Raw genomic sequence first — 13809 nt, 5'->3', positions numbered from 1 at the left:
CGCCTCCTCCCCCCCTGGCGGGGGTCGTCTCTTTTTCGTCGCCATTTCGCATACCGGATACGGCAGTTGCGCTGTCAAAAGTTGCGGAACGTGATTCTCTTTTTTCGGTTATCTGCCGTTTTCGTAGCCTGTTTTGCGGCTGTCCCCAGCGCCGAATTCATCCACAGACTTGCCAACGGTCGTGGTCAGGTGTCGGGCTCTGACCGCAAGGTGGGCTGATGACCACCCCGCCCGAGACCACGAGCGCGGTCCTTGCGCTCGTCGCCGACCCGGTGCTGCGCGCCGACGTCGATCGGATCTGCGCCGCCGCGCGACTGCCCGTCGTCCATGCCACCGAACCGTCGGGTCCGCGGGCGTGGACGGGTGCCGTCGCGGTGATTCTCGACGGCCCCGCCGCGCGCCGCAGCGCCGGTCGCGCGCTGCCGCGGCGCGCCTGGGTGGTCCTGGTGGGTCACGCCGAACCCGACGACACCGACTGGCAGTCCGCGATCGCGGTCGGAGCGCAGCGGGTGCTGGTCCTGCCCGGACAGGACGGCGAGTTGATGTCGGAACTGTCCGGCGCCGCGGAGGCGGCCGTCGAGCGGGGCAGGCGCGGCGCAGTGGTGGCCGTCGTTGGTGGCCGTGGTGGTGCGGGCGCCTCGGTGTTCGCGACGGCGTTGGCGCGCATCGCATCCGAGGTCGGTGACACGGTCCTGGTGGACGCGGACCCATGGGGTGGCGGCATCGATCTGGTGCTGGGCAGCGAGGCCGACTCGGGGCTGCGCTGGCCCGATCTGCAGCTACGGGGCGGGCGGTTGACCTATCCGGCGCTGCGCGACGCGCTTCCGCGCTACCGCGGAATCAGCGTGCTCTCGGGCAGCCGAGACGGCGGCGACATCGACGCGGCGCCTCTGGGCGCGGTGGTCGACGCCGGTAGTCGCGGCGGCGCGACGGTGGTGTGTGACCTGCCGCGGCGGTCCACGCCGGCGGCCGTGACCGCGATAGAGACGGCGGATCTCGTCGTCGTCATCGCGCCCGCGGATGTGCGGTCCTGCGCGGCGGCGGCCGCGGCGGCGCGGTGGGTGGCGGCGGTGAACCCGAACACCGGCCTGGTCGTGCGGGGCCCGGCGCCGGGTGGGCTGCGCTGCGGTGAGGTCGCCGGCACCGTCGGTCTACCGTTGCTCGCGGCGATGCGGCCGCAACCGGGCGTGGCGGAGGCTCTGGAGCGCGGCGGTCTTCGGATGCGGCGCAGGTCGCCGCTGGCCGTCGCGGCGCGTGAGGTGCTGGCGGTGCTGCGTCGGCATCAGGCGGTGGTCCCGACGTGAGCGCCTCGCTGATCGATCGGGTCCGCGAACGGCTGGCGGCCGAGCCGGTGCCGCTGCGGCCCGATGTGGTGGCCGAGGCGATCCGGGCCGAATCGGGTGGATTGCTCGGGGACACCGAAGTGCTCAGCAGCATGCGGGTGTTGCAGACCGAACTGACCGGAGCCGGGGTCCTCGAACCTCTGCTGCGCGCGCCGGACACCACCGACGTGCTGGTCACCGCGCCGGACGCGGTGTGGGTCGATGACGGAAACGGGCTGCGGCGCAGCAGGATTCGGTTTGCGGACGAGGCCGCGGTGCGAAGGCTGGCACAACGGTTGGCGCTTTCGGCCGGCCGCCGCCTCGATGAGGCGCAACCCTGGGTGGACGGCCAGCTCACCGGGCTGGGCACAGGCCAGTTCACCGTCCGTCTGCACGCGGTGCTGCCACCGGTCGCCCGGGACGGCACTTGTCTGTCGCTGCGGGTGTTACGGCCGGCCGGCCAGGACCTCGCCGCGCTCATCCGTGCCGGCACCATCGCCGCGCCCGCGGCGGCGATGCTCGACAAGGTGATCGGCGCGCGGCTGGCCTTCCTGGTCTCCGGTGGTACAGGCGCGGGCAAGACCACACTGCTGGCCGCTGCGCTGGGCGCCGTGGACCCGGGTGAGCGCATCGTATGCGTGGAGGATGCGGCTGAACTGGAACCTGCCCACCCGCATCTGGTGAAGCTCGTCGCGCGGTGTGCCAACGTCGAGGGGGTCGGCGAGGTGACGGTGCGTGACCTGGTCAAGCAGGCGCTGCGGATGAGGCCGGACCGGATCGTCGTCGGTGAGGTGCGCGGGCCGGAGGTCGTCGATTTGCTCGCCGCGCTGAACACCGGCCACGACGGCGGCGCGGGCACCGTGCACGCCAACAGCCCGGCCGACGTGCCCGCGCGACTGGAGGCGCTCGCCGCCGCCGGCGGGTTGAACCGCGCCGCGCTGCACAGCCAACTCGCTGCCGCGGTGCAGGTGCTGCTGCACGTCGGCCGCGGCAGCGACGGCCGGCGCAGGCTGAGCGAGGTCGCCGTGCTCGAACCCGACGACGGGCGCGTGCGCGCGACCTCGGCCTGGCATGCCGACCGCGGATTCGGTTGTGGTGCCGAGTTGTTGGACAAGCTCGTGAGAGCCCGGACGCAGTGATGGCCGCCGTGGCGCTGCTGCTGGCGCTGGCGTTGGTGATCGCGCCCGGTCCGTCGCTGCACAGGGTTCACACGCGCAGGCACACCCGTGGCCGCCGTGCACTGATGCCGTTGATCCTCGTCGCTGCCGCGGTGGGGGCGGGGGTGCTCGCGGCGCCGGGCGTCGGTGCGGCGACCGTGATCGTCGGCGTGACGCTTCACGTGCGGAGACGACGGCGACAGCACCGGCGCGACCGCACGGCCGAAGCCGACGCCCTGCAGGGCGCGCTGGATGTGCTCGTCGGCGAACTGCGCGTCGGCGCGCACCCGGTGGCCGCGTTCGGCGCCGCGGCGGGCGAGGTCGACGGCGCGGTGGGCGCATCGCTGCGAACCGTCGCGGCGCGGGCACGGATGGGGGCCGACGTCGCGGCCGGTATGCGCAGCATCGCGGCCTCCTCGACGCGGCCCGAGCACTGGGAGCGCCTTGCGGTGTGTTGGCATCTCGCGCAGGCGCACGGCCTGGCGATCGCGACGCTGATGCAGACCGCGCAGCGCGATATCGCCGAGCGCGAACGGTTCAGTGCCCGGGTGGACGCGGGTATGGCGGGGGCGCGCACCACCGCTGCCGTGCTCGCGGGTCTGCCCGTGGTCGGGATCGGGCTGGGACAGGCGATCGGAGCGGATCCCGTCGGATTTCTGCTCGCCGGCGGTGTGGGCGGCGTGCTGTTGGTCGTCGGAGTCCTGCTTGCGTGCGCGGGCCTGCTGTGGTCGGACCGCATCACCGCCGGAGCGCTCAAATGAGCCTCGCGGCAGTGTTTCTGGCCGTCGCGCTGGTGCTTGGCGCCGATCCGCGGCGAAAAAGGGCCCGCCTTGGTCTGCGGGTGACCGAACCGCGGCGGCCGCGGCCCACCGGCCCCGACGATCCGCTCGCCGCCGCATCCACGTTCGACGCGCTGGCCGCGTGTCTGCGCTCGGGCATGGCGGTGTCCGCCGCGGCCGCCGCGACCGCGCTGTCAGCGCCGCCTCACCTGGCCCGGCTGCTGACGCGCGCGGCCGATCTGCTCGCGCTGGGCGCCGAACCCGCCACGGCGTGGTCGGGTCCGGAACGAAGCCTGGATCCGCACACCGAAGCGCTGCTGCGGTTGGCCCGCCGCTCGGCGGCCTCGGGCGCCGCGCTGGCCGAGGGCGTCGCCGATCTGGCCGTCGGTTGCCGCGACGACGCGGCGGATGCGGCCCGCGCCGCCGCGGAGCGGGCCTCGGTGTTGATCGCCGGGCCGCTCGGGCTGTGCTATCTGCCCGCGTTCTTGTGCCTGGGCATCGTTCCGGTGGTTGCGGGGCTGGCGGGTGACGTGCTGACGTCGGGGATGTTGGGGTAGTCCGAGGAGGAGGAAAACCATTGGGGGGAAATATGATTCGCAGACTACAGGCGCGGCTCACGCTGCTGGTGGTGGACGAGGACGGCATGTCAACGGTCGAGTACGCGATCGGCACGATAGCGGCCGCCGCGTTCGGCGCCATCTTGTACACGGTGGTGACCGGGGACTCGATTGTCAGCGCACTGACCAACATCATCAGCCGCGCGCTGAACACCAATGTGTAAGTGACGAGCGCGGATTCGCCACCGTCGAGGCGGCGTTCGGGATCGCCGCGCTGGTGGTGGTGTTGCTGTGGTGTCTGGCCGGGCTCACCGCGGTGTCGACGCAAGTGCGTTGCATCGATGCGGCGCGGGAGGCCGCGCGCCTGGCCGCGCGCGGGAAGGAGGGGGCGGCGGCGGTACGGGCCATTGCGCCCGAGGGCGCCGCGGTGCAGGTGCGCCGCGACGGCGATTTCGTGGTGGTTATCGTCACCGCGGACGCGCCGCTGCTGCCATGGGTCAGCCTGGCCGCCCGGTCGGCGGCAATGGTGGAGGTCGGCGTGCCGTGAGCAGGGGTCGGCGGCGCTGGTGGCCGTCGCGATGATCGCGGTGCTGATCACGCTCACCGTCGCCGGTCTCTACGTCGGTTCGGCGGCGATCGCCCGGCATCGTGCCCAGGCCGCGGCCGACCTGGCTGCGGTGGCGGCGGCGGCTCGCCTCGCGCACGGTGCCGCCGCGGCGTGCGCACATGCCGCCGCGGTGGCACAAAAGACCCAGACATCGGCCACCGGTTGCGCGGTGGACGAACTCGACGTCGTCGTCACCGTCGAAGCGGCGGTCACCCTCGGCAGGTTCGCGCTCGGGCCCGCACGTGCCATCGCCAGGGCGGGACCGGTCTCAGTCCCCTAGGTCGGCCATCTCCTCGGCGGTGGGCCGGCGGATGGTCGCCAGGCCGGCGAACACGTCGTCGGAGATCTCGACCCTGCTGACGGTCACGTGCGCGGGCGCCCATTCGCCGCCCTGGGTCACCATGCGCAGCACGCCCACGGCCGTCCCGGACGCGAATTCGGTTGCCATCCTGGCCAACTGGACACGGTCGGCGGGATGAACCAGGCGTTCACCGGCCAGGCTGACGCGCCAGTCGAAGAACGGTACCGGGTCGTCGAGCCACTTCAGCAGCGTCCAGTTGGCCGGGTCGACGAGTGCCCGGTGCACGCCGGGCTGCGCCAGCCCGTCGAGGATCCGCTGCGCGAGGTGATCGCCCGGTTCGACGCTGTCCTCGCGGTCGCTGCGCCAGTTCATCGCGCGGCACAACAGGCGTTCGCTCCCGTCGTCCTCGCCTTCGGCCAGCGTCCGCGTCACAAAGCCGATGGTGATCGGCTCCCCGCGGTAGTCGGTGACATCCCATGTGCTGCACAGTGTTTCACCGGGCTGGCGTCGAAGTACCATGGCCAGCACCCTGGCTTCGCGCGAATTGAGCTCGCGTCTGGGCAGGTCGTCGGCCAACGTGCGGCCGGGGGGCGGCGTCTTTTCCGGATCCCATCCGCTGTTGGCCAGCGACTCGTCGGTGCCGTGCGCGGTGCCGTTGGTCAGGTCCCAGATGAGCGGACCGGGCACCGGACGCGCGGGTGGCTCCATGTCGGGCGGCCCGATCCACAGATGCACGCCGTGGATGCGGCCGTCGGTCATCTGGACGACCTCGGTGCTGATCACGCGGTCGTTCTTCGGGGTGATGCTGCTCAGGCCCTGGCCTGCCCGCACGGTCTCGCCGATGGCCGTCTGCACCGCCATCAGGTGCGGGTGGCGGCGCAGATACACGCTGATCGGGATCAGGTTCTCGGTCTGAGTACCTTGGGCGACCACGGCGGGCTCGCTGCCGAGAGTTTCCACGAGCAGCCAGTCGTGGCTCATGGTGGCATCTTAACGGTGGCCGGGGATGCTGCGAGTGCCTCCAGCACCAGGCGCAGCACCCGCACCGCACCCGGTTTGTCCAGCGGATCGTTGCCGTTGCCGCACTTCGGTGACTGCACACACGACGGACATCCCATCGGGCATTCACACGCCTCGATCGCCGCAGCCGTCGCCGCCCACCAGGTCTGCATGGCCCGGAAGCCGCGGTCGGCGAAACCCGCGCCGCCGGGGTAGCCGTCGTAGACGAAGATCGTCGGCAGACCGTGCACCGGGCCGACGGCCGTGGAAACCCCGCCGATGTCGCCGCGATCGCAACTGGCCACCAACGGCAGCAAGCCGATCGCGGCGTGTTCGGCGGCATGCAACGCGCCGGGTACCCGCAGCGGGTCGATACCGTTGCGCTCCAACTCCTCCGGAGTGATCGTGCACATCACCGCCATGGTCTCCAGCGTGCGCGGTGGCATGTCCAGTTCGACGAAGTCGATCACCTCACCGCTGACCTGGCGGCGCAGATAACCGATCACCGTGTTGGTCACCGACACCGGCACCAGCCCGGTCGTCACCGGGCCGTGGCTGTTTCGCTCGCCCTGGCCGGTCACCGTGATGTCGGTCAGTTCGCGGGCGAACGTCGTGTAGCCGGGATCCTCGGCGTGCACGAACGCCACCCCGTCCTCGAAGTCGAGCGAGTCGACGACGTAGCTCTCGCCCTGGTGCAGGTAGACCGCACCGGGATGCACCGACGCGGGCGCCTGACCGACGCCGGTGTTGCCCAGCATCCGGCCGGTGCCGGCTTCCAGGATCGCGATCTGGCCACCGGAGGCGCCCCGGATGTCCACCGCCGGATGCGGATCCACACCGGGGGCCGGGTAGAAGCCGTTGGCCCGCCGACGCAGCAACCCGTCGTCGACCAGCGACTCCGCGGCCTGTTCGGCATTCCACATCCGCACCTCGGCCTCGGTCAGCGGAAGTTCGGTGGCCGCGCAGAGCAGTTGCGGCGCAAGCACATGCGGATTGGACGGGTCGATGACCACCCGCTCGATCGGCTTGTCCAGCAGTGCCCGGGGATGGTGCACCAGATAGGTGTCCAGCGGATCGTCGCGGGCGATCAACACGATCAGCGCGCCCTGGCCCCGTCGACCCGACCGGCCCGCCTGCTGCCAGAACGACGCCACGGTACCGGGGAAGCCCGCCAGCACCACGGCGTCCAGCCCTGCGATGTCCACCCCCAACTCCAACGCGTTGGTGGTGGCCAGTCCGCGTAGTTCACCCTCTGCCAGTGCGCGTTCCAACGCGCGACGGTCCTCGGCCAGATAGCCGGCGCGGTAGGACGCCACCTTGTCGGCGAGTTCGGGGGCGATCTCGCCCAGTCGGTCCCGCGCGCCGAGCGCGGTCAGTTCCGCGCCGCGCCGGGACCGCACGAACGTCAGTGTGCGGGCGCCCTCGGCGATCAGGTTGCCCATCACCTTGGCGGCCTCGGCCCCGGCCGAACGTCGTACCGGAGCGCCGTTTTCGCCCACCAGGTCGTCTCGCAGCGCCGGCTCCCACAACGCCACCGTGCGCGCGCCCTGCGGAGAGCCGTCCTCGGTGACCTCGACGACGGTCTGCCCGATCAACTCCGATGCCGTCGCCGCCGGCGACGCCGTGGTGGCGCTGGCGAAGATGACCGTCGGCATCGACCGGGTCGCCGAATAGCGCGCGCACAGCCGCATCAGCCGGCGCAGCACCATCGCCACGTTGGACCCGAAGATGCCGCGGTAGTAATGGCATTCGTCGACAACGAGGTAGCGCAGGTTGCGCAGGAACACCGCCCAGCGGGCGTGGTTGCGCAACAGCGACAGGTGGATCATGTCGGGATTGGAGAAGATCCAGCGCGAGCGCTCACGGGCGAAGCGGCGCACGTCGGCGTGGCTGTCGCCGTCGTAGGCACTCGGCGCGACATCGCGCAGCGCAGGCACGGCCGCGGTCAACGCCGTCACGGCGCGCAGTTGGTCATGGCCCAGCGCCTTGGTCGGCGACAGATACAGCGCCCTGGCCCGGGGATCGTCGTTCAGTGTCGTCAAAATCGGAAGTTGGTACGCCAGCGACTTGCCGGAGGCCGTTCCGGTGGCGAGCACGACGTGGCGGCCGTGGTGTGCGAGGTCGGCCGCGACGACCTGATGCGACCACGGCGCCTCGATGCCGTGATCACGGAACGCCCGCACCACATCTGGGTCGGCCCACGCCGGCCAGGGCAGTGGCCGCCCGGTGCGGGCAGGCAGATCCGCGACGTGGCGCAGCGGGTCGGCCCCGGCCGGGCCGACGCCGTCGACCACGCAGGCCAGCAGTTCGCGGCCGAAATCCGCCATTTCCTGCCCTCCTGACACCACTCGTTAGCTGGATTGTTGCCCACTTGCTCGCGACTCCACTGTCGCCGCGGCCCCGAACATGATCTACTTAGCCCGGTCGCAGCTTCTGTGTTCGTGTATTAGCACTCGCAGGATCGACGTTGCGATCGCGGTTCCTGCGAGGGTTGTAGGTCGGGTCGAGTTCCGGCGACACCGCGAAGGTATGGCGGTCGGAACGGGCCCGGTGTACCGAAACACGGTGGACCGCACCCGGTGAATAAGAGAAGGAAACAACAGGAAATGCCACAGGGAACTGTGAAGTGGTTCAACGCGGAGAAGGGCTTCGGATTCATTGCCCCGGAGGACGGCTCCGCTGATGTCTTCGTCCACTACACGGAAATTCAGGGGTCGGGCTTCCGCACCCTGGAGGAGAACCAGAAGGTCGAGTTTGAGGTTGGCCAGAGCCCGAAGGGGCCGCAGGCCACGGGTGTTCGGGCGGTCTGACCTACCGAATTCGAAAACGACCCCGCGCACTACCCGACAGAGGGTGGCGCGGGGTGTTTCGTTTCGGGCGCCCCGCGGGGCGGCACCCCTTCAGTCGCGCGACGCTGCCCTACTGTCGTTTGCGTGAGCCAGCTGTCGTTCTTCTCGGCAGAATCGGTGCCGCCCGCGGTTGCCGACCTGACCGGGATCCTGGCCGCGCCGGGGCAGGTGGTGCTCGTCGGCAGCGGCGGCGACAAGGCCGCGCGACTGTCGGTGGTCGTGGACCGGCCCTGGCGGGCCCAGGCGCTCGCCGAGATGATCTCCGAGGCCGGCCTGGAGCCCGAGATCGCCCGCACCGACGAGGACACGCCGCTGGTGCGTACCGCGCTGGACTCACGTCTGGTCGGCATCGCCACCGAATGGACGCGCGGCGCGGTCAAGACCGTCCCGCCGAACTGGCTACCCGGCCCGCGCGAGCTGCGGGCGTGGACGATAGCGGCGGGCACCCCCGAGGACGGCCGGTACCTGCTGGGCCTGGACCCGCACGCCCCGGACACCCATTCGCCGCTGGCGTCGGCGATGATGCGCGTCGGGATCGCCCCGACGTTGATCGGCACCCGCGGGGCCCGTCCCGCGCTGCGGGTGAGCGGGCGACGACGGCTATCGCGCCTGGTAGAGAACGTGGGGGAACCCCCGGGAGACGTCGAGGCGTTCGAACAATGGCCACGCGTATGACCCGCCGCGCGAGGGGGGCCAGTTTGCGTCGGCCCGCGCGGGGTGCCAAATTGTCAGTTGCCGACAGGTCGGCGTGTCATATCCGGCGCTGCAGGCAACAGTAGAAGTGGAGCGAATACACAGGTGGCAGATGCGGACCGCAACGGCGGTCGAAACGGGGGCGTGCGCCGACTCGTCATAGTCGAGTCGCCCACCAAAGCGCGCAAAATCGCCGGCTACCTGGGCCCGGATTACATCGTCGAGTCGTCCCGGGGGCACATCCGTGATCTGCCGCGCAACGCCGCCGACGTGCCGGCCAAGTACAAATCCGAGCCGTGGGCGCGCCTCGGGGTCAACGTCGAGCAGAACTTCGAACCGCTTTACATCATCAGCCCGGAGAAGAAGAGCACGGTCGCCGAGCTGAAGGAGAAGCTCAAGGACGTCGACGAGCTGTATCTGGCCACCGACGGTGACCGCGAGGGCGAGGCCATCGCCTGGCACCTGCTCGAAACGCTCAAGCCCCGCGTGCCGGTCAAGCGGATGGTGTTCCACGAGATCACCGAGCCGGCCATCCGGGCCGCCGCCGAGGACCCCCGCGACCTGGACACCGACCTCGTCGACGCCCAGGAGACCCGGCGCATCCTGGACCGGCTGTACGGCTACGAGGTCAGTCCGGTGCTGTGGAAGAAGGTCGCGCCCAAGCTGTCGGCCGGCCGGGTGCAGTCGGTCGCGACCCGCATCATCGTGCAGCGCGAACGCGAGCGGATGGCGTTCCGCAGCGCCAGCTACTGGGACGTCACCGCCGAACTCGACGCCAGTGTGTCCGACCCGCAGGCGAGCCCACCCACGTTCGCGGCGAAGCTGAACTCCGTCGACGGGCGCCGGGTGGCCACCGGCCGGGACTTCGACTCGCTGGGCGGGCTGCGCAAGCCCGACGAGGTGCTGGTGCTCGACGAGGCCGCCGCGGGCGCGTTGGCGGCGGGGCTGCGCGGTGCGCAGCTGACCGTGTCGTCGGTGGAACACAAGCCCTACACCCGCAGGCCCTACGCGCCGTTCATGACCTCGACCCTGCAGCAGGAGGCCGGCCGCAAGCTGCGGTTCTCCTCGGAGCGCACGATGAGCATCGCCCAGCGGCTCTACGAGAACGGCTACATCACCTATATGCGCACCGACTCGACCACGCTGTCGCAGTCGGCCATCACCGCCGCGCGCAACCAGGCCCGCCAGCTCTACGGCGAGGAATACCTGCACCCGCAGCCGCGCCAGTACACCCGCAAGGTCAAGAACGCCCAGGAGGCCCACGAGGCGATCCGGCCCGCCGGCGACGTGTTCTCCACGCCGGGCCAGCTGCACAGCCAGCTCGACACCGACGAGTTCCGGCTCTACGAGCTGATCTGGCAGCGCACGGTGGCCTCGCAGATGGCCGACGCCCGCGGCACGACGCTCTCGCTGCGGATCTCCGGGCAGGCCCGCGACGGACAGCAGGTGGTGTTCAGCGCCAGTGGACGCACGCTGACGTTCCCGGGCTTTTTGAAGGCCTACGTCGAGAGCATCGACGACCAGGCCGGTGGCGAGGCCGACGACGCCGAACGTCGGCTGCCCCAGCTCGAGCAGGGCCAGCGCGTCGACGCCAAGGAGCTGACGGCCGACGGCCACGCCACCACCCCGCCCGCCCGCTACACCGAGGCGTCGTTGATCAAGGCGCTCGAGGAGCTCGGCATCGGGCGACCGTCGACGTACTCGTCGATCATCAAGACCATTCAGGACCGCGGCTACGTCGTGAAGCGCGGCAGCGCGCTGGTGCCCTCGTGGGTGGCGTTCGCCGTGACCGGGTTGCTCGAACAACATTTCAGCCGCCTGGTCGACTACGGGTTCACCGCGGCGATGGAGGACGAACTCGACGAGATCGCCGCAGGCACCGAACAGCGGACCAACTGGCTCAAGAACTTCTACTTCGGCGGCGAGCACGGGGTCGAGGACTCGATCGCTCGTTCGGGCGGCCTGAAGAAGCTGGTCGGGGTCAACCTCGAGGAGATCGACGCTCGACAGATCAACTCCATCAAGCTCTTCGACGACGAGCAGGGCCGGCCGATCTATGTGCGCGTCGGCAAGAACGGGCCGTATCTGGAGCGGATGGTCGCCGACGAAGACAGCGAGCCGGGTGCGCTGAAGCCGCAGCGAGCCAACCTCAAAGAGGGAATGACCCCCGACGAGTTGACACTCGAATTGGCCGAAAAGCTGTTCGCCACACCGCAAGAGGGTCGATCGCTGGGTATCGACCCGGCGACCGGGCACGAAATCGTCGCCAAGGACGGGCGGTACGGCCCGTACGTCACCGAGATCCTGCCCGAACCTCCGGACGAGGGCGAGGCGGGCACGCCGGCGAAGAAGGGCAAGAAGCCGACGGGTCCCAAACCGCGGACCGGTTCGCTGCTGCGGTCGATGGACCTCGAGACGGTCACCCTCGACGACGCGTTGAAGCTGCTGTCTCTGCCGCGGGTCGTCGGCGTCGACCCGAACACCGGTGAGGAGATAACCGCGCAGAACGGCCGCTACGGGCCATATCTCAAGCGCGGCACGGATTCTCGGTCGTTGGCCACCGAAGAGCAGATGTTCGACATCACGCTCGAGGAGGCGTTGAAGATCTATGCCGAGCCCAAACGGCGCGGCGGGCAGCGCGCGGCCGCGCCGCCGCTGCGGGAACTGGGACAGGACCCCGCGACCGGTAAGCCGATGGTGATCAAGGACGGCCGGTTCGGCCCGTACGTCACCGACGGTGAGACCAACGCCAGCCTGCGCAAGGGCGACGACGTGATGTCGCTGACCGACGAACGCGCCGCCGAACTGCTCGCTGACCGGCGGGCGCGTGGCCCGGTGAAGCGCACCAAGAAGGCGGCGGCGAAGAAGACCGCGAAGAAGGCCGCCAAGAAGGCCGCCAAGAAGGCTTAGCTCTTTGCGCCTCTGCCCGCCATGTCGCGGTCCGGCGCCCGGTTGACCGGGCGGGCCAACTGCGTCGGCGAGGTGCGCCCGCGCAGTTCCACGGTCTCGCCGACATCCCAGCACAGCGCCTCGGCGTCCAGCGCGCCGCTGACCGCGGCCGCTGAGGCCAGCACGTGGCCCTCCTCGAGTTTGGCCAGTTCGGTCAGCCGCGCCGCTTCGTTGACCGGGTCGCCGATGACGGTGTACTCGAAGCGGGCCTGGGCGCCGATGTGTCCGGCGATGGCCCGCCCGGCCGACACGCCGATGCCGAACTCCGGCCGGCCGAGCACGCCGATGAGCTCGTCGTGCAGTTCGCGCGCCGCCGCCAGCGCCCCGCCGCACGCGTCGGGATGTTCGATCGGCGCCCCGAAGATGGCCAGCGCCGCGTCGCCCTGGAACTTGTTGACGAATCCGCCGTGCCGGTTGACCGTGTCGACCACGACGCGGAAGAACTCGTTGAGCAGGTCGACGACCTCGGCGGCCGGGGTGGTGGCGGCCAGCCGGGTCGAGCCGACGAGGTCGACGAACAGCACCGCGACGTCGCGTTCCTGGCCGCCGAGTTCGGTGCCGCGCTCCAGTGCCCGGCGGGCCACGTCCTCCCCGACGTAGCGGCCGAACAGGTCGCGCAGCCGCTGCCGCTCGGCGAGATCGCGGACCATGTCGTTGAAGCCGGCCTGCAGCAGCCCCAGCTCGCTGGCGTCGTAGATCTGCATGTGGGCGTTGTAGTTGCCGCGCTGCACCTCACCCAGCGCCCACCGCAACTGGCGCAGCGGGTCGGCGATCGACATCGCCACCAGCACGGTGCTGGCCAGCCCGATCAGCAGCGCCACGATCGCCAGCAGCAGGATCGGCGTCATCAGCCGGTCGGCGGGCGCGGACAGCACCTCCAGCTTGGAGGCCACCAGGGCCAACACGATCGTCAGGATCGGCACCCCGGTCGCCAGCACCCAGGTCAGCACCTGGCGCAGGATCACGCCGGGAGCGCGGAAGTTCTCCGGCACCCCGCCGCGCAGCGCGGCCACCGCCACCGGTCGCAGCACGCGCTCGGCCTGCAGGTAGCCGATGATCGCGGTCGCGGTGGCGCCCAGCGCACTGGCGACGGCGACCACCGGCGCTGACTTACTGGCCACAGGCCAGCTGGCGACGATGAACACCACCGAGCCGAGCAGCCAGTTGGTGGCGCTGATGGCGGTGCGGTAATACGGCATCCGCAACGCACGGGCCCGGGCGAGCTCGGTGATGGCCGGATCGCCGTCGGCCAGCAGGGTGTCGCGACGCTGCCACCGGATCACGGGGATGAGCAGCCGCAGGCTCAGGTAGGCGCCGACCGTGAACGAGATGAACAGGTAACCCAGGAATATCGCCAGGTTGAACACCGGCAGATCCTGGAGCTGGATGCGGTCCTCCGGGGGCAGCCCGAACCGGAGAAACCCCAGCACGAGCAGGGCCCCGATGATGTCGGACTGCAGCATGCCCAGCGCGAACACCGGCCATGGCGTGCGTGCGACCCAGCGGACGAATCCGCTGATTCGCCGGATCGGAATGGCTTCGGTGGACACGCGTCAACCGTATCGGGCTTCGGGGGGTCAAAAGGGGCGGGTGAGA

13 protein-coding genes are annotated in these 13809 nt (G+C 70.4%); 10 read left to right on the top strand and 3 right to left on the bottom strand.

The features are described 5' to 3' along the window. Positions 1 to 218 precede the first annotated feature (218 nt). The 7 genes from ssd to ABQE89_RS01460 are packed head-to-tail and all read left to right on the top strand — an operon-like array spanning position 219 to position 4702. The gene (gene ssd, locus ABQE89_RS01490; RefSeq protein ID WP_448413389.1) at positions 219 to 1304 is read left to right on the top strand and encodes a septum site-determining protein Ssd; all 1086 of its coding nucleotides are present in this window, start codon (positions 219 to 221) and stop codon (positions 1302 to 1304) included. Further along, positions 1301 to 2461: a TadA family conjugal transfer-associated ATPase gene (locus ABQE89_RS01485; RefSeq protein ID WP_448413387.1), complete on the top strand. Its 1161-nt coding sequence runs from the start codon at positions 1301 to 1303 to the stop codon at positions 2459 to 2461. Before ssd ends, ABQE89_RS01485 begins: the two co-directional genes overlap by 4 nt. Beyond that, positions 2461 to 3240, top strand: coding sequence for a type II secretion system F family protein (locus ABQE89_RS01480; protein WP_448413385.1), 780 nt, complete (start codon positions 2461 to 2463; stop codon positions 3238 to 3240). The genes ABQE89_RS01485 and ABQE89_RS01480 overlap by 1 nt, the downstream gene beginning before the upstream one ends. Further along, a complete protein-coding gene (locus tag ABQE89_RS01475; protein ID WP_448413383.1) occupies positions 3237 to 3815 on the top strand; it encodes a type II secretion system F family protein in 579 nt (192 codons plus the stop codon). Before ABQE89_RS01480 ends, ABQE89_RS01475 begins: the two co-directional genes overlap by 4 nt. Positions 3816 to 3847: 32 nt before the next feature. Beyond that, positions 3848 to 4039, top strand: a complete 192-nt coding sequence (locus ABQE89_RS01470) for a DUF4244 domain-containing protein (RefSeq protein WP_448413381.1) — start codon at positions 3848 to 3850, stop codon at positions 4037 to 4039. A gap of 41 nt (positions 4040 to 4080) precedes the next feature. Then, positions 4081 to 4362: a TadE family type IV pilus minor pilin gene (locus ABQE89_RS01465; RefSeq protein ID WP_448413568.1), complete on the top strand. Its 282-nt coding sequence runs from the start codon at positions 4081 to 4083 to the stop codon at positions 4360 to 4362. Continuing rightward, positions 4265 to 4702: an Rv3654c family TadE-like protein gene (locus ABQE89_RS01460; RefSeq protein ID WP_448413566.1), complete on the top strand. Its 438-nt coding sequence runs from the start codon at positions 4265 to 4267 to the stop codon at positions 4700 to 4702. The genes ABQE89_RS01465 and ABQE89_RS01460 overlap by 98 nt, the downstream gene beginning before the upstream one ends. On the opposite strand, the gene ABQE89_RS01455 is transcribed toward ABQE89_RS01460, so the two are convergent. Further along, on the bottom strand, positions 4691 to 5704 hold the full coding sequence (locus ABQE89_RS01455; protein ID WP_448413379.1) for a PAS domain-containing protein: 1014 nt from the start codon (positions 5702 to 5704) through the stop codon (positions 4691 to 4693). The two genes, ABQE89_RS01460 and ABQE89_RS01455, sit on opposite strands and share 12 nt — an antisense overlap. Further along, a complete protein-coding gene (locus ABQE89_RS01450) occupies positions 5701 to 8049 on the bottom strand; it encodes a DNA 3'-5' helicase SftH (RefSeq protein ID WP_448413377.1) in 2349 nt (782 codons plus the stop codon). The genes ABQE89_RS01455 and ABQE89_RS01450 overlap by 4 nt, the downstream gene beginning before the upstream one ends. Positions 8050 to 8328: 279 nt before the next feature. Here ABQE89_RS01450 and ABQE89_RS01445 point away from each other — a divergent pair, with 279 nt between their 5' ends. From ABQE89_RS01445 to topA, 3 genes are all read left to right on the top strand, one after another. Next, positions 8329 to 8532, top strand: coding sequence for a cold-shock protein (locus tag ABQE89_RS01445; protein WP_006243848.1), 204 nt, complete (start codon positions 8329 to 8331; stop codon positions 8530 to 8532). 123 nt (positions 8533 to 8655) lie between these two features. Beyond that, on the top strand, positions 8656 to 9246 hold the full coding sequence (locus ABQE89_RS01440) for a hypothetical protein (protein ID WP_448413375.1): 591 nt from the start codon (positions 8656 to 8658) through the stop codon (positions 9244 to 9246). Positions 9247 to 9369: 123 nt separating this feature from the next. After that, on the top strand, positions 9370 to 12174 hold the full coding sequence (gene topA / locus ABQE89_RS01435; RefSeq protein WP_448413373.1) for a type I DNA topoisomerase: 2805 nt from the start codon (positions 9370 to 9372) through the stop codon (positions 12172 to 12174). Here the strand turns inward: topA and ABQE89_RS01430 are convergent. After that, positions 12171 to 13763 (bottom strand): adenylate/guanylate cyclase domain-containing protein, encoded by a 1593-nt coding sequence (locus ABQE89_RS01430; protein ID WP_448413371.1) that lies wholly within the window; start codon positions 13761 to 13763, stop codon positions 12171 to 12173. The genes topA and ABQE89_RS01430 overlap by 4 nt on opposite strands. Between the last annotated feature and the right edge of the window lie 46 nt (positions 13764 to 13809).

Source organism: Mycolicibacterium sp. XJ1819 (assembly GCF_053483675.1).
Note: the sequence above shows the minus strand (reverse complement) of the source record. Positions and strands in the feature narration are given on the sequence as shown.